Raw genomic sequence first — 22837 nt, forward strand, 5'->3', positions numbered from 1 at the left:
CCGCCATTTTTTCGGGTCAGCGGGCCAGTGGATAGATCAGCTGGCCGTCCTCCTCGCCTCGGGGAAATGCGCCCTCGCGGCTGCGCTTCTCGGACTGCTGGTAGCCCTGCGGGCTGATGCCGATATAACGCTTGAACATGCGGGAGAAATAATAGGCATCGGCATAGCCGGACAGTTCGGCGGCGCGCTTTACCGTACAGCCGCCGGCCATCAGGCCCATGGCTCGCTCCATCCGCTTGAATTCCTGAAACTTGTCCGGGGTCCAGCCGACGCGCTTCCTGAATTCCCGCTTGAAATAATCCGGGTTGTAGGGCGCCGAATGGATCGTCCTCTCGACGATCCCCTCGTCAAGAGGATCGGCGGCGATCTGGCTCGCGGCCACCATCACCGAAAAGGACAGGGCATCCGGGTTGTTGACATTGCCCACCGACTGCTCCTTCCAGCCGATGTGGGCCTGCTCGATGAATTCGATCAGCAGAAACATGAAGAGATGATGCTGGAGGAGTGTCGTCGAATAAGGCGGCGCATTGTCGTGGTAATAACGCGTCAGCGGCCCCATCATGTCCCAGCGGGCGAGGGTGACGGCATGCTTCAGGTTCATCTGGCCGATCAGGTCCAGCCGCCCGAAAAGGTCGAGCGTGAAATGCTGGGCGATGCCGGTATATTCCTCCCGCGAGGTCGAGTAGCCGGAGAACCGCGTATTGGCACGCAACAGCATCGCGCGGCCCGGCGCCATCTCGACCGTCTCCCCCTCCACCTCATAACGCGCCGAGCCCGTCAGGCAGATGATCAGGTCATGGACACTGTTCGATTTGTCGACACCCCAGGTCGGCGAATGCTGCATCCTTATGGTTGAACGCGTCAGCGTCAATGCCATCGCATTCATCGGAATCGCAGACAAAACGCTACCTTCGATTTTCTCCATCCTTTTCCCCGAATTCGTCGATTTGATCTCACGCGCAAAGTGAGAATATCAGTCCGGGAGCTGAGAACTCAACATGTTTGCGGCAGTAATGGGAGGAAATGGCGCTTGATTTGCGCAAGCCTGATGGATTGGGCTGGTACGCAGATCGAACTGCCAGAGATTGCGATGCACAATACTGGAAGTATCTTTTCGAGGCCGGCGGCATGAGCGGCGACAACAGATTTCTGGGCCTGCTCTACCTGTCGCCCTTCGTCATCGGACTGCTGGTCTTCACCGCGCTTCCCTTCATCGCGTCGCTATATCTGAGCTTCACCAACTACAATCTGATGAACGAGCCGGTCTTCACCGGCCTGCAGAACTATATCCGGCTGTTCACCGGCGACCGGACGTTTCGCAAATCGCTGTGGGTGACGCTGGTCTACGTCTTCACCACGGTACCGCTGAAGCTGGCCTTCGCGCTCTTCATGGCGGTGATCCTCAATTACAAGCTGAAGTTCATCAATGTATTCAGGACGGCCTATTACGTTCCGTCCATTCTCGGCGGATCGATCGCCATCGCCGTGCTGTGGCGCTACATTTTCGCCGATGTCGGCCTCGTCAACATTGGCCTCACCACGCTCGGCTTCGAGCCGGTCAACTGGTTCGGCGATCCGACCAATGCGCTGTTCACCATCACGCTTTTGCGCCTGTGGCAGTTCGGCTCGGCCATGGTGATCTTCCTGGCAGCCCTGCAGAGCATCGACAAGACGCTCTACGAAGCCGCCTCGATCGACGGCGCCGGCAAGTGGACGAGCTTCGTCTACATCACCCTGCCGCTGATCACGCCGGTCATCTTCTTCAACCTGATCATGCAGATGGTCCAGGCCTTCCAGGAGTTCAACGGCCCCTACATCATCACCCAGGGCGGCCCGCTGAAATCCACCTATCTCCTGCCGATCTACATCTATGACGAGGCCTTCAAGCGTTTCGACATGGGTTATGCGTCGGCGATCGCCTGGGTCCTGTTCCTGATCATCATGGCCCTCACCCTCATCGCCTTCTGGTCCTCGCGCCACTGGGTCTATTACGCCGGCGACAAGAGGAGCTGACCATGACCGATCACATCCTCTCGCAGAACTCTCCGGCCGCCCACGATATCGACATCGCCCGCAGCCGCGAAACACGCCGCCACCGCATCAATGCCGTGCTGCGATATGCGCTGCTGACCGCCGTCGGGCTGCTGATGCTCTATCCGCTGATCTGGCTGATCGGCGCGTCGTTCAAGACCAATTCGGAGATCTTTTCCAATCCCGGTTTCTGGCCGGAAAACCCGACGCTCGATGGTTATATCAAGGGCTGGAAGACTTCGACGCCCTATTCCTTCGGCACTTTCTTCCTCAACACGCTGTGGATCGTCATCCCGAAAGTCATCGGCACGGCGATTTCCTGCACCGCGGTTGCCTATGGTTTCGCCCGCTTCGATTTTCCGGGCAAGAAGATCCTTTTCGCGGCGCTGATCGCGACGCTTCTCCTGCCGAACGTCGTCACCCGCATTCCGCAATACCTGATCTTCCGCGATCTCGGGTGGCTCGACAGCTACCTGCCGCTCTGGGTGCCCTCGGCGCTGGCAGGCGACGCCTTCTTCGTCTTCATGCTGGTGCAGTTCCTGCGCGCCATACCGCGCGACATGGAAGAAGCCGCCCGCGTCGACGGAGCCAACACCATCCAGACGCTGATCTTCATCGTCGTGCCGCTGCTGATGCCGGCGCTGATCTCGGTGTGCCTCTTCCAGTTCATGTGGACGATGAACGACTTCCTCGGGCCGCTGATCTACATCTCCTCGGTCGACAAATACCCGATCTCGCTGGCCCTGAAACTGTCGATCGACACGACCGAAGCCTTCGAATGGAACCGGGTGCTCGCCATGTCGGTCCTGTCGCTGGCGCCGGCGCTCGCGGTCTTCTTCCTCGCCCAGAAATATTTCATCGACGGCATCTCGTCCGGCGGGATCAAAGGATAGTCACATGGCGCGCCTTCAACTGAGAAACCTCGAAAAGGACTACGGTTCGTTCCGCGCCGTGCATGGCATCAATCTCGATGTCGAGGACGGAGAGTTCATGGTGCTGGTCGGCCCTTCCGGCTGCGCCAAGTCGACGACGCTCAGGATGATCGCCGGCCTCGAACGGGTGACCGGCGGCGAGATCCGCATCGGCGGCGAACTGGTCAACGACAAGACGCCGGGCGACCGCGGCATATCCATGGTCTTCCAGAACTACGCGCTCTATCCGCATATGAAGGTGCGCAAGAACCTCTCCTTCAGCATGCGGCTGAAGCGTCGGCCAAGCGCGGAGATCGAGCAGGCGACAAACCATGTCTCCAGCCTGCTCGAGATCGACCCGCTGCTCGACCGGCTGCCGAAACAGCTCTCCGGCGGCCAGGCGCAGCGCGTCGCGGTGGGTCGGGCGCTGATCAAGAAGCCGCAGGTCTTCCTGTTCGACGAGCCGCTCTCCAACCTCGACGCCAAGCTGCGCGCCTCGATGCGGGTGCGCATCACCGACCTGCACAAGCGGCTGAAGGCGGAAAACCAGCAGGCGACCGTCATTTACGTCACTCACGACCAGACGGAAGCCATGACAATGGGCGACCGCATCTGCGTCATGAAGGACGGCCGCATCATGCAGGTGGCCGATCCCGTCACCCTGTACAGCCGTCCGGCGAATACTTTCGTCGCCGGCTTCATCGGCAGCCCGGAAATGAATTTTCTCGACGGGACGTTCGAAGGCGCTGAAAGTGTCAGGGCCGCGGACCAGACGATTTCGCTTGGCGCAGACTTCGCGCGCCGTCTTTCCGGCGAGCCGAGCGGCGGCGTGACCATCGGCATCCGTCCCCAGCATCTGCGCATCGCCGCAGCCGAGACGCCGGGCACGCTGAAGGGCAAGCTCAATCACATCGAGTTCATGGGCCACGAAGTCTACCTCTATGTCGACATCGGCCCGAAACGCATCATCGCCGTGGTGCCGTCCGCGTCCTACGACCGCGGCGCGCTTCGCGACGACTGGGTCTGGCTGAGCCCGGACCCGAAGGGAGTTCATCTGTTCGATCGCCAGTCCGGGGAGAACATCAGCCTGGCGCTTTGAGATTTCGTCGTTCCAACTTTCATCTTTCAAACTTGGGGAGGAGCCAAAATGAGAACCATGATCATGACGGCGGCTTTGTTTGCCGCCACCAGCCTTTCGACCGCCTTCGCTTCGGATCTGCGCATGTCCTGGTGGGGCAGCGACGACCGTCATGTCGCGACCCAGGAGGCCCTGAAACTCTGCGGCGCCAAATTCGGCCATACGATCGCACCGGAATTCACCGGCTTCCAGGGCCACCAGGAAAAGATCGCCACCCAGCTTGCCGGCCGCACCGAGGCGGACATCATGCAGGTGAACTGGCCCTGGCTGCCGTTGTTCACCAAGAACGGCGACGGCTTTGCCGACCTCAACCAGTACAAGGACGTCATCGACCTCAGCCAGTGGTCGAAGTCGGATCTCGACAGCGGCACCGTCAAGGGCAAGCTGAACGGCATTTCCGTCTCCACCACCGGCCGCGTCTTCATGTTCAACAAGACGACCTATGACAAGGCCGGCATCCCGATCCCGAAGACGTGGGAAGAGCTGATCGCCGCAGCGCCCAAGATGAAGGAAAAGCTCGGCAAGGACTATTATCCCTTCGAAGGCGCTGCACTCGACGCGCGCCTGATGGTGATCCTGCGCACCACCCAGAAGACCGGCAAGGACCTGATCGACCCGGCCACCAACAAGGTCGCCTGGAGCGAAGCCGAACTCGCGGAAGGCCTGGAATTCTACAAGACGCTGGTCGACAAGGGCGTGATCGAAAGCTGGAAACAGGTGGCCGCCGGCGGCAACACGCCGCTACACGAAAACCAGAAATGGGCCAAGGGCCTGATCGCCGGCACCTATCAGTGGGACAGCACCTACGGCAAGATCGCAACCCCGATGGAAAAGGGCCAAGAACTGGTTCCCGTCAAGCTCCTGACCATCGAGGGTGCAAAGACCGACGGCGTTTACCGCAAGCCTTCCATGCTGTTCTCGATTTCCAAGAACAGCAAGGACCCGAAGGGCGCTGCCCAGGTGCTGAATTGCCTGCTCAACGATCCCGAAGCGGTCAAGATCATGGGCGCGACGCGCGGCATACCCTCCAGCAAGATCGCGCTCGACACGCTGACCAAGGAAGGCAAGATCAAGCCGGTGCAGGTGGAAGCCTATAAGCGGGTGATGGAGCCGACGAGCCCCGGCGTCTCGCCGCTCAACGAGCATCCGCGCGTCACCGAAGTCTTCGACACCAATTTCGAAGCCTTCGCCTATGGCCAGCAGTCTTCCAAGGATGCCGCGACCGAAATCATCGCCGGCATCAATCAGGCGCTGACGGGGATCTGAGGACGTGACCAACGTCGCCATCGAACTCCTGATCGCCGGCCCCCGCAGCGCAACCTTCAGCGTCGATGCCGAAAGGCATCTCCACGCGCGGAAGGACAAGCTTGCCTGGCAGGTCCTGGAAATCGGTGGCATTCTGGTAGCCGAGGGGGCGACGAAGAAAGTCGTCTTCACGGTCACCGATCTCGAGCCGGATCAGCCCTACCGCCTGGAAACCGGCGGTACCCGGCTCGAGTTCATCACCCGGAAGGAAACAGCCTTCCTCGACATCCGCGATTTCGGCGCCTCGACGGAAGCAACGAACAATGCGGTGGCGATCCAGCGCGCCATCGACGCCTTGCCGGCTGCGGGCACGTTGCGGATACCGGCCGGGCGTTGGCTCAGCGGTCCCATCTTCCTCAAAAGTCACATGACGCTCCTCGTCGACAACGCCGCGAAACTCGCGGCGATCGCGACGAGGGAAGACTTTCCCATCCTACCCGCACGCCATGCGGATAACCGTATCCTCGGGACCTGGGAAGGCGTGGCGGAATCCTGTTATGCCAGCCTGATCAACGCGATCGATTGCCGGGACGTGCATCTGGCCGGGGCCGGCATCATCGACGGCGGCGGGGATCGTGGCGATTGGTGGTCGTGGCCAAAGGAAACGCGCCAGGGCGCGCGGCGGCCCCGCACCGTCTTCCTCTCGGCCTGCGAGGACGTCACGCTTTCCGGCCTGACCATCCGCAACTCGCCGTCCTGGACGGTCCATCCGGTCCTCTGCAAGGGGCTGACCGTTGCGGATCTCAAGATCGAGAATGACCCCGATTCCCCGAATACCGACGGGCTCAATCCCGAAAGCAGCTCCGCTATCCGCCTTGTTGGCCTGCACATCTCGGTCGGCGACGATTGCATCGCGCTGAAAGCCGGCAAACGCAGCCCGCTCGGCGGACCCGACCGCCCAACCGAACGGGTGCGGATCGAGAACTGCCTGATGGAGCGCGGCCATGGTGCGGTCGTCATCGGCAGCGAGATGAGCGCCGGCATAAGCGACATCGCCATCCGGAACTGCCACTTCAGGGGGACGGACCGCGGACTGCGCATCAAGACGCGCCGGGGACGCGGCGGTTTGGTCGTCGATATCCGGCTGGCCGACAGCCTGATGGAAGACGTGGCGACGCCGGTTGCCGTCAATTCCTTCTATTTCTGCGATGCCGACGGCCGCTCGGACTATGTGCAGTCCCGCTCGCCGCTGCCGGTCTCCGTGGAAACGCCCAGCATCAGGTCGATCACCGTGGAGAATGTCACCGTGTCAGGTGCGCGAACGGCGGCCGCCGTCTTCTACGGCCTGCCGGAAGCGGCGATCCGCGACATCGCCTTCGAAAACTACGCGGTTTCCTTCGCGCCGGATGCCGAGGCGGAGGTGCCGGAAATGGCCTCTCTTCTCCTCCCGCTCCGGCATGCCGGGATCGTTGCCGAAAACGCCGTTTTCAGCCGCCTTGCAAGGCTTTCCCCCGGTTCCATCCATCCAGATCAAGACTGAAAACCGATGCTTCAAGACTACTTCGAGAGTTACGTACGCGATTATGAGTATTACAAAGGCGGCGCCTGGTGCTACGAGGACGGCTGTCTCTATCGTGGCCTGATCGCGCTTTACGAAGCAACCGGCAGCCGCCGATGGCTGGATCATCTGATCCGGCTGATCAGCGGGCAGATCGATGCACAGGGCCGGCTTGTCGGTTACGAGATCAACGAGTTCAACATCGATAATATCCTGCCCGGCCGTGCCCTCGTCTTTCTCTACCGGCACACGGGCGAAAGCCGCTGGCTCGACGCCGCCGCACCGCTTTCGCGGCAACTCGAAACGCATCCGCGCACCGGCAGCGACGTCTACTGGCATAAGCTGCGTTACCCGCACCAGATCTGGCTGGACGGTCTCTACATGGCGCTGCCGTTCAAGGTCGAATACGCCCGCGCGGCTTCAAGACCGCAGGCGATCGAGGAGGCGCTTCGGCAATTCACGACGGCGCTCGATCTCACATATGACCGGCAGGCCGATCTCTACCGTCATGGATATGACGAGGCCCGGCAGCAGCCCTGGGCGGATGCGGAAAGCGGCCTTTCGCCGGCGCATTGGGCAAGGTCGATCGGCTGGCTGGCCATGGCCTTCGTCGACATCATCGAAAACCTGCCCTCCGGCACGACAAGGCGGGAGCTCACCGATCGCGCAGCAGCGCTGGCATCCCGGCTGGTCGCCCTTCGCACCGCGGATCACCGCTGGCTGCAGGTGATCGACCGGCCGGACGAAGCGCTGAACTACCCTGAAAGTTCCGCCACGGCGATGTTCTCCTACTTTCTCCAGAAGCTCGCGCGGCTCGGGGGGCCTAGCGCCTTTTCCGAAGCCGGCCGGGCGAGCCTGCGATCGCTGACGTCACAGGAGCTGCGACCGGATGCCGACGGCCGTGCAAGGCTCCACAACATATGCTGCGTCGCAGGTCTCGGCGGTTTCAACGGCCGTTATCGCGACGGGACGGTCGGATATTATCTCTCCGAGGAAATCCGACCCGACGATATCAAGGGTGTCGGGCCGATGATGATGGCCTATGCGGAAACGCTGCTGGACACGCAAACGGTGATGCCCCAGTCTGCGCGGCTGGAAGCCTCGGCCGAACTCAGCACCGCCGCCAAACGGTAGCACCACGCGCCGACAAACAGGAGGAAACTGCACCATGACGATCGATGTCCGGACGCGCCATGCCGTTCACTACAGCCAGTCGGAGCGCATGACGAGCGCGGAGCTGCGCGAGAACTTCGTGATCGAAGATCTCTTCGTCGCAGGGGCGCTTCAGGCCGTCTACACCCATTACGACCGGATGCTGGTCGCAGGTGCCTCGCCAACCGAAAAAAGCCTCGGCGTCGGTGGCGAACTGGCGAAGGTCGTCGGCGCGGATTATCTCCTGGAACGCCGCGAGCTCGGCCTGATCAATATCGGCGGAGCGGGCCGCGTCATCGCGGATGGCAAGGCCTACGAACTGCAGCCGATGGACGGGCTTTATCTCGGCATGGGAACGAAGGAAATCTTCTTCGAGAGCGCCGATGCCTCGGCTCCTGCCAAGTTCTACATCAACAGCGCGCCGGCGCATGCGACCTTGCCCTCCCGGATCGTCAGCAGCTCGGATGCGATCGAGAACAATCTGGGCGACGGCACGACCTCGAACAAGCGCAAGCTCTATCAGTATCTGCACCCGAAAGTGCTTCCGACCTGCCAGCTGCTGATGGGCCTGACACGGCTGGAGACCGGCAGCGTCTGGAACACCATGCCGGCGCATCTGCATGACCGGCGAATGGAAGCCTATCTCTATTTCGAGCTGCCGGAAAATGCCTTCGTGGTTCACCTGATGGGCCGACCGGAAGCAACCAACCACCTGATTATCCGCAATCAACAGGCCGTGCTTTCGCCACCCTGGTCCATCCATTGCGGCGCCGGCACCGGTGCCTACGCCTTCATCTGGAGCATGGCCGGCGACAACCAGTCCTTCACCGACATGGACATGGTGGACATGAAGAGCCTCAAATAGGCTGTCCAAACCATTCGCTCTGATGTGCCGGCCCGCTCGGACCGGCGACGGTGCAAACCGTCAGACGGAAACTATGCGCGGCTCCTGTCGGGATGCCGCGCGGTCCCCTGGAGGCATAGGGTTCTTGCAAGGCCCGGTGGACCGGCGCTCGACGATCCTCGATGCGACCTGAACCCTTCTGGCCGGCGTTCCCGGCTGGCGCGGGTTTTCGATCCGCTCGAGCAGCAGCCGCAGGCCGACGGCACCGCATTCCTGGCCCTCCATGCGCACGGTCGTCAGAGGCGGCGAAATTTGCTTTGCCGGCGAGAAATCCCCGAAACCGACCACCGAAACGTCGTTGGGAATGCGATAGCCCTGGCCCAGGAGTTCGGAAACGACGTTGAGCGCCAGCCCGTCATGGGCGCAAAAGAAGGCGGTCGGCCGTTCGCCCTTGTCCTTCAGCGCCCGGTAGGCATCGGCAAAGCCGTTCTGCTCCTCGAACTGCAGAACATGCAGTGCGACATCCGGATAACGTTCGGCGATTTCACGCGCACCGTAAAAGCGCTCGCGGCGGCCGCGATAGCCGGGCGTCCCGTAGACATAGGCGATGGAGCGATGGCCGAGCTCGATCAGATATTGGATGACAGCCTGCCCTGCCTCGTGATCGGTCCCGGAGACCTGGTCGGCATCCTCGAGCGGATCCACCCATCCGAACCGGACGATCGGCGTACCCGTTGCCATCGCCGCATGGATCCCCTCGCGCTCATGCGGGCCGACGAGCAGCAGCCCGGCGCAACTGCGCGCCAGTTCCTCGAGCTGGCCCCGGCTGTGCGTCCATAACATCCTGAGGTCCATGCCAAGACGGTGCGCCTCGGCCTGAACGCCACTCTGGATCTGCATATGCAGCTCGCTATTGACCGGATCGAGGTCGTGAAACACCACCGCGATATCACCGGACGCGGCCTGGTTGGCCGGCTTGGTATAGCCGAGGCGCTCCGCCGCCTCGCGAATGCGCTCGCGGGTTTCGTCGCTGACCCCGCTTTTGCCGGATAAGGATCTGGACACCGCGTATTTCGAAAGGCCGACCTCGCGCGCGATCGTCTGTAAGGTGACCCGTCCCCTGCTCTTCATTTCCCACACCCTCCGCTGCTGCCGCCTGCTTACGACGCTGCGCTGCAAAACGCAATTTTACCAAACAACACTACATAACACTTTACCTAACAGTATTCGAATGCAAACTTTTCGTTATCCACGCTGGAAGGGAAACAAGAGGTAACGGCGGGGATTGTCTGGAGGAGACACTCATGATCAAGCTGAAACGTCGCGCGTTTCTGGCCGGGACCTCGGCCGTTTTGATTTTGCCGGCGCTGCCGGCCCTGGCCGTCGACTACAAGGAATCAGGCATCCTGAAGGACAAGGTCGCAAGCGGCGCCCTTCCGCCCGTGAAGGATCGGCTTCCCGCCAACCCCCTTGTCGTCAAACCGGTTGAAAGCGTTGGAAAATACGGAGGTGACTGGAAATTGGCACTGGTCGGCGGCGGGTCGCTCTCCATGCTGTTCCGCTATCAGGCATACGAGCCGCTGCTGCGGTATACGCCGGATTGGTCGGGCGTAACGCTCAATGTCGCGGAAGCCTTCGACGGCAATGCAGACTCCACCGTCTATACCATCCGCCTGCGAAAGGGGATGAAATGGTCCGACGGACACCCCTACACCACCGCCGACGTGAAATTCTGGTACGATACCGTTCTCACCGACAAGCGCGTCGCCGTCACCAGCCAGGGCCACTGGAAGACCGCCGGCAAGCCCGCAAAGCTCGAGGTGGTCGACGAGCAGACCTTCAAGGTGATCTTCGAAAAGCCTAACGGTATGTTCCCGTTGCAGGTCGCGTGGTCCAACTGGGATCACACGACACGCTGCCCGAAACATTATCTCGAACAGTTCCACATCGATTACAATCCGAAGGCGGACGAGCTTGCCAAGCAGCGCGGGTTCCAGACGTGGATCGCCGCCTTCCAGTCGGCCTCCGGTTTCCAGGATGACAACGCCTTCTTCCTCAACTCCTCGAAGAAGCCCACCCTCAACGCCTGGTATTTCACGATCGCGCCGGGTGAAAACACCGAGCGCGTTGTGGCCGAGCGCAACCCCTATTACTGGAAGGTCGATACGGAGGGCAACCAGCTGCCTTACATGGACCGCATCGTCTACCAGATGGTCGCCGATCCGCAGGTTCTGCTCCTGAAATGCATGCAGGGCGAAATCGACCTGATGGACCAGTATATCGCGACACCGAACAACAAGTCGGTTCTGTACGACGCGCGCAAGCAGGGCGATTATGATTTCTACACGCTGACCTCGACCGAGGCCAATGTGATGAACTTCATCTTCAACCTGAACCATAACGACGAGACGAAACGGAAACTCTTCCGCAACAAGAAGTTCCGCGCGGCTCTCTCGACGGCGCTTGACCGCCAGACGCTGATCGACGCGGTGCTGGTCGGCCAGGGCGCGCCCGCCCAGCCCTCGATCAAGGAAGGCGACCCGCTCTACAACGACCAGCTCGCCAAGCAGTTCACCGAGTACAGTGTCGACAAGGCGAATGCCATGCTCGACGAACTGGTTCCGAAGCGTGACAGCCAGAATTTCCGTCTCGACGAGAAGGGCCGGCGGCTGACGATCATCTTCGAGATCGACCAGGCGCGCCCGATCTTCCTCGATCTCTTCCAGCTGGTCATCCCGATGTTCCAGGCGGTCGGCATCGATGCGCAGATGCGCACCATGGACCGGTCGCTCTGGGAAACCCGCGTCCGCCAGGGCCGCGACTTCGATGCGACCGCGCACCAGTTCGGCGCCAATGGCGGCGTCGCGGCGATGCTCGATCCGCGCTACTACGTGCCGACCGACAGCAATGCGATGTATGCCCCGGCTTGGCAGCTCTGGTATCTCGATCCCAAGAACGCCAATGCCGAGGAACCGCCGGAAGACACCAGGCAGCTGCTTGCACTCTACGACAAGCTGAAGGCGACCTCGGACCAGGCGGGCCAGCGCGAGATCATGAAGCAGATCCTGCAGGGCGCCGCCGAAGCCTTCTATGTGTTCGGCATTTCGCAGCCGCCGGACGGCTACGGCATCGTCAAGAACAATATGAAGAACATCACCAAGACCATGCCGAATTCCTTCGGCTGGCCGACCCCTGCCCCGACCATGCCGGAGCAGTTCTACAAGGTCTGAGGGCCTCGCACATTCCGACTTCTTCCGGGCGCCGGTCTCGACCGGCCGGCGCCGAGGGCTCCCTTTTCCCGATGATTGGATGCCATCATGCTCGAGGCGACACGACAGAACACCGACACCCTGCGGACCCCGGACTGGTTCAGGACCGCGACGCGCTGGACCCAGCTGACATTCGTCGAGGATGACCCGGACAAATACGATCCCGCCTTCTGGATCGACGTCTTCAAGCGCACCAAATCCAACGCCGTCTGCCTCAGCGCCGGCGGCTACATCGCCTACTATCCAAGCAAGGTCCCCTATCACTATGTCAGCCAGTATCTGGGCGACAAGGATATTTTCGGCGCGCTCGTCGATGCGGCCCGCAAGCTCGACATGCATGTCATGGCCCGCGTCGATCCGCATGCCATCCATGACGATGCGGCAAAAGCCCACCCCGAATGGGTGATGATCAATGCCGACGGCACGCCGCGGCGTCACTGGGCCTATCCGGATGTCTGGGTCACCAACGCCTACGGCGACTATAATTCGGTGTTCATGCCGGAAGTGGTGAAGGAGATCGTCCGCGAATACGATATCGACGCGATCTTCGCCAATCGCTGGCAGGGCCATGGCGTCGATTACAGCGAGGATAGCGCCCGCCGCTTCAAGGACATGTCCGGCTACGCGCTGCCCAAAAAGGCGGATGCCGAGGATCCGGCCTGGCAGGCCTGGCTGCAATGGCGCCGCCGGGTGCTAACCGACGTGATCGCCCAGTGGGACGACGCGGTGAAGGCCATCCGCCCGCATGCAAGCTTCATCCCCAACATGAGCGGCGCATCGCTGATGGAGTTCGATCTCTCCGTCATCACCAGGCATTGCCCCTTCCTCGTCGTCGACCATCAGGGCCGCAAGGGGCTGGAGCTCGGCTGGTCGGCCGGCCGCAACGGCAAGCGCATCCGCGCGACCTTTGCCGACCGTCCCGTGGTGCTGATCACCTCGATCGGTCCGGAAGAGGAATACCGCTGGAAGGATGCGGTGACCTCGGGCGAGGAAATGCAGCTGTGGATCAACAACGGCACGGCCCACGGGCTTTATGCCTGGTTCACGAAATTCAACGGCGTGGTGCCCGACAAGCGCTGGGTCGAGCCGGTCGCCGAGGCTTTCGTGCTGCAGTCGGCCGTCGAACCGGTGATCGAAAGCATGAAACCGACGGCGGAAATCGCCGTGATCGATCCGTCGACGACCCTGCGCCATTGGGCGCCGGAAGACCGCCACGCAGCCGAAAAACACGACCTCGGCGTCTACCACGCCCTGGTCGAGGCGCGCCTGCCCTTCGAACTTCTCTCCGACCAGGTGCTGACCAAGGACAATCTCGACCGCTTCAAGGTCATCGTGCTCGCCAATGCCTCCTGCCTTTCGGATGCGCAGAACGAGGCGATCCGCGCCTATGTGGCACGCGGCGGCAGCGTTGTCGCCTCCTACGAGACCTCGCTTCGCGACGAATTCGGCAAGGCGCGGCCGGAATTCGGCCTCTCCGACGTGCTCGGCGCCAAATTCGTCTCCGGCCCGCGCGGCATCGTCAAGAACACCTATGTGGCGCTCTCCGGCGACCATCCGGTCAACAAGGGTTTTGACGGTGCCGAGCGCATCATGGGCGGCACAAGGCTGATCCATGTCGAGCCAGCGGCGGGCGCCGCAACACCCTTCCTCTACGTACCCGATTTCCCGGATCTTCCCATGGAAGAGGTCTATCCTCGCAAGGCGCCGGAAGGTGCTGCGGTCGTCGCCCGCGAAACCGGCAAGGGCGGCCGCACGGTCTATATTCCCTGGAATATCGGCGAGATCTTTTGGGAAGTGTTTGCGGTCGATCATGGCCGCCTGCTCTCCAACGCCGTCCATTGGGCGCTCGGCAAGACCCCGCGCGTCACCGTCAAAGGGCCCGGCGTCATCGACCTTGCGCTCAGGGAAAATGCCGAGGGCATCGCCCTCAGCCTCTTCAACCTTACCAATCCGATGATGATGAAAGGCCCGATCCGCGAAAATTACCCTCTGGCGGCCCAGACCGTTTCGGTGGAAGTTCCAGAGGGCAAGTCGGTGGCGAAAGCCTGGCTCGTGGTTGCAGACCGGGCGGCAAGCTTCAGCGTGAAGGATGGACGCGCGGAAGTCGAGGTGCCGGGCATAGAGCGGCTGGAGGTGCTGCATCTCACCTGGAAATAGGGTGGGAGACCGATTGGAGGAGCGTTTCCGGCCTGGAGGGGCCGGGAGCGGATGGAGATCCGAAGGTGGCGCCCCAAGCGGCGTCTTCAACGGGAGGAGAACTATTCCGATGCTTGGTTACATCTTCAAGCGCGTGCTCTACATGATCCCGACCCTGTTCGGCATGTCGCTGATATCGTTCCTGATCATCCAGCTGCCGCCGGGTGACTACCTGACGTCGATGATCGCCACGATGAGCGACAGCGGCCAGGCCGTCGATCCGGCCCAGATCGAGCGGCTGAAGGAGATCTACGGTTTCGACGACCCGTTCTACATCCAGTATCTCAAATGGATCTGGGGCATCGTCAGCCGGGGCGATTTCGGCCACTCCTTCGAATGGAACCAGCCGGTCTCTGGCCTGATCTGGGCGCGGATGGGCTCGACGCTGGTCATCTCGCTGCTGAGCCTGCTGTTCGTGTGGATCGTCGCGCTGCCGATCGGCATCTATTCCGCCGTCCGGCGTCATTCGGTCGGCGACCACGTCTTCACCTTCTTCGGGTTCATCGGCCTTGCCGTGCCGAACTTCATCCTGGCGCTGGTGCTGATGTATGTCGCATACCGTTATCTCGGCCAGAGCGTCGGCGGCCTCAACTCTCCCCAATTTGCCGAGGCTCCCTGGAGCCTTGCCAAGGTCGGCGACTTCCTCGCCCATCTGTGGATTCCGATCATCATCATCGGCGCCTCGGGAACGGCGGCGCTGATCCGTATCCTGCGCGCCAACCTCACCGACGAACTGCACAAGCCCTATCTGATCACCGCCCGCGCCAAGGGCCTGCCGGAATACAAGGTCATCCTCAAATATCCGGTGCGGATCGCCCTCAACCCGTTCGTTTCGGCGATCGGCTGGGTGCTGCCGCATCTGGTGTCCGGGGTGACGATCACCGCCATCGTGCTCAACCTGCCGACTGCCGGCCCGCTGCTGTTCAGGGCGCTGGTGTCGCAGGACATGTATCTCGCCGGCAGTTTCATCCTGCTTTTGAGTGCGCTTACCCTCGTCGGCATGCTGTTATCGGATCTGCTCCTTGCGCTGCTCGATCCGCGCATCCGGTTCAATTGAGGGAGGCGGCATGAGCACGCACGAGACATTCGGAACCTATTCCGGCCCCGTCCACACCGTCGCCGACGGCCCCTCGATCAGTCCGCTGAAGGCGGGCAAGACGGTTTCGACCGCGACCGTCGGGCCCTGGCGGCTGATCGCCGGCAAGCTGGTCCGCCAGAAGGTGGCGATGGTGGCAGGTGCCATCATCCTCATCCTTTACCTGATCGGCCTGTTCGCCGAGTTCCTCGCGCCCGCCCTGCCCGCCACCTCACGGCCGCAATATACCTATGCGCCGCCGCAGGGCCTGAGCTTCTTCGTCACCAAGCCGGACGGCAGTACCGAGTTCAACTTCCATGTGAAGGGCTACAAGGTGGAAATCGAAAAGGTGGCGCTGCGGCGCACCTTTGTCGTCGATGACACCAAGGTCGTGCCGGTCGGGCTGTTCGTCAAAGGCCCGCGTTACGAGCTCTGGGGCCTGATCTCCATGGACCGGCACCTGATCGGCCCGATCAACCCCAACGACCCGATGTACCTGCTCGGCGCCGACCGCCTCGGCCGCGACGTCTTCTCGCGGCTGGTCTACGGCACGCGGATTTCCATGTCGATCGGCCTCGTCGGCGTCGCCATGTCGCTCGTTCTCGGCGTGGTGCTCGGCTCGATATCCGGCTTCTACGGCGGCTGGATCGATACGGTGATCCAGCGCATCATCGAGGTGGTCAGCGCCATGCCGACCATTCCGCTCTGGCTCGGCCTCGCGGCGGCAATTCCGCTGACATGGTCGCCGGTCAACGTCTATTTCGTCATCACCATCATTGTCTCGCTGCTCGGCTGGACCAGTCTTGCGCGCGAGGTGCGCGGGCGGTTCCTCGCCCTTCGGAGCGAGGATTTCGTCACCGCCGCCATGCTCGACGGATCGAGCGAAAAGCGGCTGATCTTCCGCCATATCCTGCCGTCGCTGACGAGCCACATCCTGGCTGTCGTGACACTGGCCGTGCCGACCATGATCGTAGCCGAGACCTCACTCTCCTTTCTCGGCATCGGCCTGAAGCCGCCCGTGGTCAGCTGGGGTGTTCTGCTGCAGGACGCCCAGAACATCCGCACGGTGGCGACGGCGCCATGGCTCCTGATCTGGCCATCGCTTGCCGTGGTCGTCGCGGTGCTGTCCTTCAATTTCTTCGGCGACGGTCTGCGCGATGCCGCCGACCCCTATGACAATTGAGGAGGAAACCATGAGCGCCCTTCCCGAAGACGTCCTCCTCTCCGTCGATAACCTCTCGATCGATTTCCGCTTGAGAACCCATATCCTGCATGCGGTCGAGAATGTCAGTTTCGACCTCAAGCGCGGGCAGACCCTCTGCCTGGTCGGCGAAAGCGGCTCGGGCAAAAGCGTCACCGCCCGTTCTCTGCTGCAAATCGTCGACCGGCCCGGCAGCATCGTCGGCGGACGCATCCTGCTGCGCAACGGCAGCGAGATCACCGATATCGCCAGGCTCGATCCGGACAGCCGGACCATGCGCGCCATTCGCGGCCGCCGCATCGGCTTGATCTTCCAGGAACCGATGAGCTCGCTATCTCCCGTCCATACGATCGGCTCGCAGATCGCCGAAGCCGTCCGTCTGCACAGCGACCTCGACAAGCGAGCCGCACGGGCGAAAACGGTGGAACTGCTTCGGCAGGTCGAAATCCCCAATCCGGAACAGATGGCCGACCGTTACACGTTCGAGTTTTCCGGCGGCATGCGGCAAAGGGCGATGATCGCCATGGCGCTCGCCGGCAATCCCGACATCCTCATCGCCGACGAACCGACGACCGCGCTCGACGTCACCACCCAGGCGGAGATCCTCGACCTGATCAAGCGGCTGCAGGTGGAGCGTGGCATGGCGATGCTGCTGATCACCCACGACATGGGCATCGTCGCGGAAGTGGCGGACGAGGTCGCCGTCATGCGCTTCGGCCGCATCGTCGAGCGGGGTCCGGTCGATGCGATCTACCATGATGCCCAGCATCCCTACACAAGGCAGCTTCTCGCCTCGACGGTGAAGTTGACCCGCCACGTCGAAGGCAGGGTGCCGGCGGTGGCCGCCTCGTCGCAGCCGCCACAACCGATCCTTTCGGTCCGCAATCTCGGCAAGACCTTCGGCTGGCACGGCAGAACCAATGCGCTGCGCGCGGTCGACGACGCCAATTTCGATCTCTATCCGGGTGAAAATCTCGGCATCGTCGGCGAAAGCGGCTCGGGCAAGACGACCCTCGGCCGGCTGATCCTGCGCACCGTCGAGCCGACCACGGGCAGCGTCGTCTATCGCAACAGGGATGGCGGCGAGGTCGAGATCACCAGCCTGACGAAGAAGGAGTTGCGCGGTTTCCACCGGGAAGTCCGCCTCGTCTTCCAGGATCCGTTTGCCTCGCTCAACCCACGCATGACGGTCAAGGACGTGATCGGCGATCCGCTGATCGTCAACGGCCTCGCGAAAGGCAAGGCGCTCGAAGAGCGCGTTGCCGAACTGATGCGTCTTGTCGGGCTCGATCCGATGGGCATGGAGCGCTACCCGCATGCCTTTTCCGGCGGCCAGCGGCAGCGCATCGGCATTGCCCGGGCGCTGGCGCTCGATCCGCGCATCATCATCGCCGACGAGGCGACCTCGGCGCTCGACGTGTCGATCCGCAGCCAGATCCTCGACCTGCTGCTCGACATCAAGAAGCGCCTCAACCTGAGCTTCATCTTCATCTCGCACGACATTTCGGTGGTGCGCTATTTCTGCGACCGCGTCGCCGTCATGCATCGCGGCAAGATCGTAGAACTCGGCGAGGCCGAGCAGATCTGCACCGCGCCGCAGGAAGCCTATACCAAGAGCCTGATTTCCGCCGTTCCCAATCCCGATCCCCGCGACAAGCGCATGCTGCACCGGCACCGCTTCGTCGCCCCCGCCATCTGAGGACAGTGCCAGTGCCAAAATTCTCCGCCAATCTTTCCTTCCTCTACCAGGACCTGCCCTTCCTCGATCGTTTCGCCGCCGCAGCGAAGGACGGTTTCGGCGGGCTTGAATATCTCGGGCCCTATGCCGAACCGAAAGAGAAGGTGGCCGATGCTCTGGAGGCGAGCGGTCTCGTCCAGGCGTTGTTCAACGTGCCGTCAGGCGACTGGGCCGGCGGCGAGCGTGGCACTGCCTGCCTGCCGGACCGCATCCAGGAATTCCGAGACGGAGTAGTGCTGGCGCTGGATTACGCCAAGGCGCTTGATTGCCGGCAGCTCAATGTCATTTCGGGCCTAGTGGCGAACGGAGCCGATATCGACACCCTGGAAAACGTGCTGGTCGAGAACCTGAAATACGCAGCGTCGCGCTGTGCCGATGCCGGCGTCAAACTACTGATCGAACCGATCAACCAACGCGACATTCCCGGTTTCTTCCTGTCGACCACCGACCATGTGGAACACATCCTCGACAGGGTCGGCTCCGACAATCTTTATATCCAGTACGATTTCTACCACATGCAGGTCACGCAGGGCGATCTGATCCCCACCTTCGCCCGCCTGAAGGACAGGATCGCCCATGTGCAGATCGCCGACAATCCCGGCCGCAACGAGCCGGGCACCGGCGAGATCAACTACGATTTCATCCTCCGCGAACTCGACCGCCTCGGCTACGACGGCTGGGTCGGCTGCGAATACAAGCCGAAGGCCGGCACCAGCGAAGGCCTTAGCTGGATGAAGCCTTCCGCCGGAGGGCAAAGCTAACATCAACGCTTTTCAGGACTAACCGGACGCCATCTTCGCCGCTGCCAGACCGGAGCCTTCTCCGGAGGGCGGAGCCATGTCCGAACATCGATGAAGAAGGACAGGACCATGCTCAGAAACGATATCCAGTTCCCCTACGGCGCCGTCTATTTCCGCAAGTCCAACCCGCCCCGCGAGGACTGGGAGCGCGACTATACGACGGCGGGCGAGGACGGCCTCAACATCTTCCGCCACTGGTTCATGTGGGGTGCGATCGAAACCGCGCCGGGCGTCTACGATTGGGAGGAATACGACCGGCAACTCGATCTTGCGGCGAAGAACGGCATTAAGACGGTCATCGCCGAGCTGATCCATGCCGTGCCCGATTGGGCGGTGCGCAAATATGCCGATGCGCTGCAGGTCAATGCCGATGGAACCAGGCTCGGTTCCTATATGGGCGTCTCGGCCGCGACAGGCGGCTTTTCCAACAATGGCGGCGGCGCCGGCGCGCTGACGCTCAACTGCCCGGAGGTCAAGGAGGCGGCCGGCCGGTTCCTCACCGCGCTCGCCACCCGCTACAAGGACCATCCGGCAATCTACGGCTACGATGTCTGGAACGAGTGCAACTATTCCGCCGATGTCGATTACAGCAGCTACGCCAAATCGGCCTTCAGGAAATGGCTCGAAAAGAAATACGGCACGCTGAAGGTGCTCGCCAAGGCCTGGCATCGCTACAGCTATGCGGAATGGGAGGATGTCGAACCGCCGGTGCACATGGCACCCTATCCGGAATGCATCGACTGGCTGCAGTTCAAGCGTGACAATTTCTACGACCAGATGCAATGGCGCATCGATACGATCCGCGCCGTCGACCAGAAGAACACCATCGCCGCCCACGGCATTTCCGGCGCGATCCCCAACATGGCGGCGAACGGCTGCGACGACTGGCTGGCCGCCTCCAAGGTCGAGGTCTACGGTTTCACCTGGATCCAGGCCCGCAAGGGGACGGAAGCCTGGAAGAACTGGTACGGCGTCGACATCAACCGCGCCGCCGCCCGCGGCAAGCCCTTCTGGCATGCGGAGCGCCAGGGCGGACCGCTGTGGCTGCAGCCGCAGGTGATCGGTCGCGACAAGGATGACGGCCGCGTCGCCGAGCCCGAGGATATCCGCCTGTGGAGCATGACCTCGTTTGCCGGCGGCGCCCGCGGCGTGCTGAACCTGCGCTGGCGGCCGCTGCTCGACGGCCCGCTTTTCGGCGCGTTCGGCGCCTACGGCATGGACGGCTCCCGCACGCCGCGCTCGAAGATGCAGAGCGACATGGCCAAATGGGCGAATGACCCGGCACAGGCCGCCCTCTGGGAGGCGAAGCCGGTGCGCGGCGAAATCGGCGTCCTGGTCGTTCCCGAGACGCAGGAATGGGATTACCTGCTGAATTACGACCGCAAGGAAAAACCCTATCCGGAAGCGATGTGGGGCGCCTACCGCGCCTTCCTCGAAAACGGCGTCCAGCCGGACTGGGTGCATATCGATGATATCGATGCCTATGACCGCCTCTATTTCCCCTATCCGATCATGTTCACGACAGAGCAGGCAAAACGCCTCGCAGCCTGGGTGGAAAAGGGCGGCACGCTGATCGCGGAGGCCTGCCCCGGCTATTTCGGCGACCGCGGCCATGTCGGCCAGGTGCAGCCGAACATGGGCCTGGACAAGGTTTTTGGCGCCCGCGAGGATCAGGTCGAATTCATGCCCGACATCGGCGACCGCATCCACTTCAAGCTGAATGGCGCGCCAGTCGATGGCGGTGGGTTCCTGCAGTCCTATGTACTGGCCGGCGGCACCGCGCGCGGCAATTTTGACGATGGACGGCTTGCCGTGGTCGAGAACACCTACGGCAGGGGCCGCACGCTGCTGATCGGAACCAACCCCTCGGTCGCCTATTACAAGTCTGAGGGCAAGGCGAACGGCGCCTTCTTTGCGGAGCTGCTGCGTTGGTCCGACTGCACCCCGCATGCGGCTCTGTCGAACAAGGCGCTGTTCGCCCGCATCCACCGCAGCGAGAAGGGCAGCTTCCTCTGGCTCGTCAACCCGACCCGCTCGGTGCAGGCGACGGAGGTGACGCTGGCCGAGGGACACGGCCGCCTCGCTGCCGGCAAGGCAGTCTGGCCGGTCGGAAATACCCATGACGGCGGCAAGATCGAGGTGCCGGCCCGCGACGTGCTGATCTTGCCGCTCGCGTGACACCATCCGCCGCCCTCGGACAGAATGTCCCGGGGCGGCGCTGAATCCGATCGGTCATTCTCAGCCTCGTAGACGTCCCGAAGCGCTTGCGGTAATGGCAGAAGGCAGGAAGACAGTCGGAGAGCGGAATGCCGGAGCGGGATGTCATCGTCGTCGGCGCAGGGTTTACGGGCCTCAGCGCCGCGCTGGAACTTGTCGACGCAGGGCTCGACGTGCTGCTGCTCGAGGCGCGCGATCGGGTCGGCGGCAAGGTCGAATCCGAGACGCTGTCGGACGGTACCCGCGTCGATACCGGCGGGCAGTTCTTCTGCCGCGACATGGCCGAGCTGATGGCGCTGATCGCCAGGAACGGCAAGACGCCGGTCATGACCCATTACGACGGCGAGATGATCTACCGGCCGGCCGTCCCGCCACAGCAGGGTTTCGCGCGCTGGCAGGGGGTGGATGCGTTGCGCGACCGGATGATCGCCACCGCTCCGGACGACCCCGATCTCGCGAAACTGACGGTCGCCGACTGGGTCGCCCGACAGGACGACGTGCCGGCCGACATCAGGAAAAGCTTCCTGCGGCTGATCAAGGGGCTCTGGTGCCGCGCGCCCGAAGAAATCGCCTTTACCTGGCTCGCCTCGAACGACCGGCGCATTACCAATACCTATTCGGAAATGGAAATGTTCCTTCCCGACACGCTGCACGCACTGGCCGACCAGCTCGCGGCCAGGCTTGGCGGCCGCCTGCGCCTCGGCACGGCGGTGACGAGCATCGAACATTCCGAAACCGGCGCCACCGTCATCGTCGGTGATGAGCGCCTCCCGGCGAAACGCCTCATCCTGGCACTGCCGCCGGTAATGATCCGCCGGCTTCCGTTTTCACCCGCTCTTCCCGGGCAGTTGCAGAAGGCGCTTTCTGCCTGGGCGCCCGGGCTTTCGATCAAGCTGCAGGTGAGCTACGACAAGCCGTTCTGGCGCGAGCGGGGACTTTCGGGCGCCGTCATGTGGCATGAGCCCCAAGGCCTCTATGCCTGCGATGCCAGCCGTGGCGACTATGCCGGCCTGATCATCTTCGTCGGCGGCCCGGAGGCGCAGCAATGGCACGAGCGGCCGCGCGAGGAACTCACCGCCTTCATCCGCGAGCAACTAACCGAAGCCTTCGGGCCCGAAGGCGGTAATCCGCGCGATATCCATGTGCGCGATTGGGTCAACGATCCCTGGAGCGGCGGCGCCTATAGCGATGTCGTGATCGATCTCGATGCGCGCTATGCGGAGGACATTATCAACGAAGGCATCCCGCCCATTCATTTCGCATCGTCGGAATTGTCCCCCTCCTATCCGGGCTATGTCGAAGGCGCGATCGTGGCGGGCAGGCTGGCGGCAGGACGGGTCATCGGCGCATTGGCGAACAGCCGGTCGAAGATCGGGGGCGAATGACGCCTCTATCGGCCCGAAGGACGCAACGGACAAGCCGCACCTTCAGGCACTCCCCGTTTAATCGCTTCGAATCCATC

17 protein-coding genes are annotated in these 22837 nt (G+C 62.4%); 15 read left to right on the forward strand and 2 right to left on the reverse strand.

Annotation, left to right across the window (positions count from 1 at the left end; all coding sequences use genetic code 11):
- Positions 1-16: 16 nt before the first annotated feature.
- The gene (locus J2X76_RS24200) at positions 17-925 is read right to left on the reverse strand and encodes an AraC family transcriptional regulator (protein ID WP_310219951.1); all 909 of its coding nucleotides are present in this window, start codon (positions 923-925) and stop codon (positions 17-19) included.
- 203 nt (positions 926-1128) lie between these two features.
- On the opposite strand from J2X76_RS24200, the gene J2X76_RS24205 reads away from it, so the two are divergent.
- Genes J2X76_RS24205 through kduI form a run of 7 tightly spaced genes read left to right on the forward strand, consistent with a single transcriptional unit; the run spans position 1129 to position 8900 of the window.
- Positions 1129-2013 carry a sugar ABC transporter permease gene (locus J2X76_RS24205; protein WP_310220346.1) on the forward strand — a complete coding sequence of 295 codons (885 nt, stop codon included), beginning with the start codon at positions 1129-1131 and terminating at the stop codon, positions 2011-2013.
- Between the two features lie 2 nt (positions 2014-2015).
- Positions 2016-2924 carry a carbohydrate ABC transporter permease gene (locus J2X76_RS24210; protein WP_310219952.1) on the forward strand — a complete coding sequence of 303 codons (909 nt, stop codon included), beginning with the start codon at positions 2016-2018 and terminating at the stop codon, positions 2922-2924.
- 4 nt (positions 2925-2928) lie between these two features.
- Positions 2929-4041 carry an ABC transporter ATP-binding protein gene (locus J2X76_RS24215; protein WP_310219954.1) on the forward strand — a complete coding sequence of 371 codons (1113 nt, stop codon included), beginning with the start codon at positions 2929-2931 and terminating at the stop codon, positions 4039-4041.
- A 48-nt stretch (positions 4042-4089) separates the two neighbouring features.
- The gene (locus J2X76_RS24220) at positions 4090-5346 is read left to right on the forward strand and encodes an ABC transporter substrate-binding protein (RefSeq protein WP_310219955.1); all 1257 of its coding nucleotides are present in this window, start codon (positions 4090-4092) and stop codon (positions 5344-5346) included.
- 4 nt (positions 5347-5350) lie between these two features.
- A complete protein-coding gene (locus tag J2X76_RS24225; protein ID WP_310219956.1) occupies positions 5351-6865 on the forward strand; it encodes a glycoside hydrolase family 28 protein in 1515 nt (504 codons plus the stop codon).
- Positions 6866-6871: 6 nt separating this feature from the next.
- Entirely contained in the window at positions 6872-8017 is a 1146-nt protein-coding gene (locus tag J2X76_RS24230) for a glycoside hydrolase family 88 protein (protein ID WP_310219957.1), read from the forward strand.
- A 34-nt stretch (positions 8018-8051) separates the two neighbouring features.
- Complete coding sequence (kduI, locus tag J2X76_RS24235) at positions 8052-8900, forward strand: 5-dehydro-4-deoxy-D-glucuronate isomerase (protein ID WP_310219958.1); 849 nt, start codon at positions 8052-8054, stop codon at positions 8898-8900.
- 60 nt (positions 8901-8960) lie between these two features.
- On the opposite strand, the gene J2X76_RS24240 is transcribed toward kduI, so the two are convergent.
- Entirely contained in the window at positions 8961-10010 is a 1050-nt protein-coding gene (locus tag J2X76_RS24240) for a LacI family DNA-binding transcriptional regulator (protein WP_310219960.1), read from the reverse strand.
- A 173-nt stretch (positions 10011-10183) separates the two neighbouring features.
- Here J2X76_RS24240 and J2X76_RS24245 point away from each other — a divergent pair, with 173 nt between their 5' ends.
- From J2X76_RS24245 to J2X76_RS24280, 8 genes are all read left to right on the forward strand, one after another.
- Entirely contained in the window at positions 10184-12109 is a 1926-nt protein-coding gene (locus tag J2X76_RS24245) for an ABC transporter substrate-binding protein (RefSeq protein ID WP_310219962.1), read from the forward strand.
- A gap of 87 nt (positions 12110-12196) precedes the next feature.
- Positions 12197-14305 (forward strand): family 10 glycosylhydrolase, encoded by a 2109-nt coding sequence (locus J2X76_RS24250; protein ID WP_310219963.1) that lies wholly within the window; start codon positions 12197-12199, stop codon positions 14303-14305.
- Between the two features lie 109 nt (positions 14306-14414).
- Complete coding sequence (locus J2X76_RS24255; RefSeq protein ID WP_310219965.1) at positions 14415-15401, forward strand: ABC transporter permease; 987 nt, start codon at positions 14415-14417, stop codon at positions 15399-15401.
- A gap of 10 nt (positions 15402-15411) precedes the next feature.
- Positions 15412-16602, forward strand: coding sequence for an ABC transporter permease (locus J2X76_RS24260; RefSeq protein ID WP_310219966.1), 1191 nt, complete (start codon positions 15412-15414; stop codon positions 16600-16602).
- A gap of 10 nt (positions 16603-16612) precedes the next feature.
- Positions 16613-18319 (forward strand): ABC transporter ATP-binding protein, encoded by a 1707-nt coding sequence (locus J2X76_RS24265; protein ID WP_310219967.1) that lies wholly within the window; start codon positions 16613-16615, stop codon positions 18317-18319.
- 11 nt (positions 18320-18330) lie between these two features.
- Positions 18331-19119 carry a 2-oxo-tetronate isomerase gene (otnI, locus tag J2X76_RS24270; protein WP_310219969.1) on the forward strand — a complete coding sequence of 263 codons (789 nt, stop codon included), beginning with the start codon at positions 18331-18333 and terminating at the stop codon, positions 19117-19119.
- Positions 19120-19227: 108 nt separating this feature from the next.
- Positions 19228-21336, forward strand: a complete 2109-nt coding sequence (locus J2X76_RS24275; RefSeq protein WP_310219970.1) for a beta-galactosidase — start codon at positions 19228-19230, stop codon at positions 21334-21336.
- 128 nt (positions 21337-21464) lie between these two features.
- Positions 21465-22760 carry an FAD-dependent oxidoreductase gene (locus tag J2X76_RS24280; protein WP_310219971.1) on the forward strand — a complete coding sequence of 432 codons (1296 nt, stop codon included), beginning with the start codon at positions 21465-21467 and terminating at the stop codon, positions 22758-22760.
- Positions 22761-22837 lie beyond the last annotated feature (77 nt).

The organism is Neorhizobium sp. 2083, assembly GCF_031455615.1.
Lineage (GTDB): Bacteria > Pseudomonadota > Alphaproteobacteria > Rhizobiales > Rhizobiaceae > Neorhizobium.

What these genes read in the sequence shown, in the direction of transcription:
- J2X76_RS24200 (WP_310219951.1), bottom strand. Translation starts at nt 925, where the DNA reads ATGGAGAAAATCGAAGGTAGCGTTTTGTCTGCGATTCCGATGAATGCG.
- J2X76_RS24205 (WP_310220346.1), top strand. Translation starts at nt 1,129, where the DNA reads ATGAGCGGCGACAACAGATTTCTGGGCCTGCTCTACCTGTCGCCCTTC.
- J2X76_RS24210 (WP_310219952.1), top strand. Translation starts at nt 2,016, where the DNA reads ATGACCGATCACATCCTCTCGCAGAACTCTCCGGCCGCCCACGATATC.
- J2X76_RS24215 (WP_310219954.1), top strand. Translation starts at nt 2,929, where the DNA reads ATGGCGCGCCTTCAACTGAGAAACCTCGAAAAGGACTACGGTTCGTTC.
- J2X76_RS24220 (WP_310219955.1), top strand. Translation starts at nt 4,090, where the DNA reads ATGAGAACCATGATCATGACGGCGGCTTTGTTTGCCGCCACCAGCCTT.
- J2X76_RS24230 (WP_310219957.1), top strand. Translation starts at nt 6,872, where the DNA reads ATGCTTCAAGACTACTTCGAGAGTTACGTACGCGATTATGAGTATTAC.
- kduI (WP_310219958.1), top strand. Translation starts at nt 8,052, where the DNA reads ATGACGATCGATGTCCGGACGCGCCATGCCGTTCACTACAGCCAGTCG.
- J2X76_RS24240 (WP_310219960.1), bottom strand. Translation starts at nt 10,010, where the DNA reads ATGAAGAGCAGGGGACGGGTCACCTTACAGACGATCGCGCGCGAGGTC.
- J2X76_RS24245 (WP_310219962.1), top strand. Translation starts at nt 10,184, where the DNA reads ATGATCAAGCTGAAACGTCGCGCGTTTCTGGCCGGGACCTCGGCCGTT.
- J2X76_RS24250 (WP_310219963.1), top strand. Translation starts at nt 12,197, where the DNA reads ATGCTCGAGGCGACACGACAGAACACCGACACCCTGCGGACCCCGGAC.
- J2X76_RS24255 (WP_310219965.1), top strand. Translation starts at nt 14,415, where the DNA reads ATGCTTGGTTACATCTTCAAGCGCGTGCTCTACATGATCCCGACCCTG.
- J2X76_RS24260 (WP_310219966.1), top strand. Translation starts at nt 15,412, where the DNA reads ATGAGCACGCACGAGACATTCGGAACCTATTCCGGCCCCGTCCACACC.
- J2X76_RS24265 (WP_310219967.1), top strand. Translation starts at nt 16,613, where the DNA reads ATGAGCGCCCTTCCCGAAGACGTCCTCCTCTCCGTCGATAACCTCTCG.
- J2X76_RS24275 (WP_310219970.1), top strand. Translation starts at nt 19,228, where the DNA reads ATGCTCAGAAACGATATCCAGTTCCCCTACGGCGCCGTCTATTTCCGC.
- J2X76_RS24280 (WP_310219971.1), top strand. Translation starts at nt 21,465, where the DNA reads ATGCCGGAGCGGGATGTCATCGTCGTCGGCGCAGGGTTTACGGGCCTC.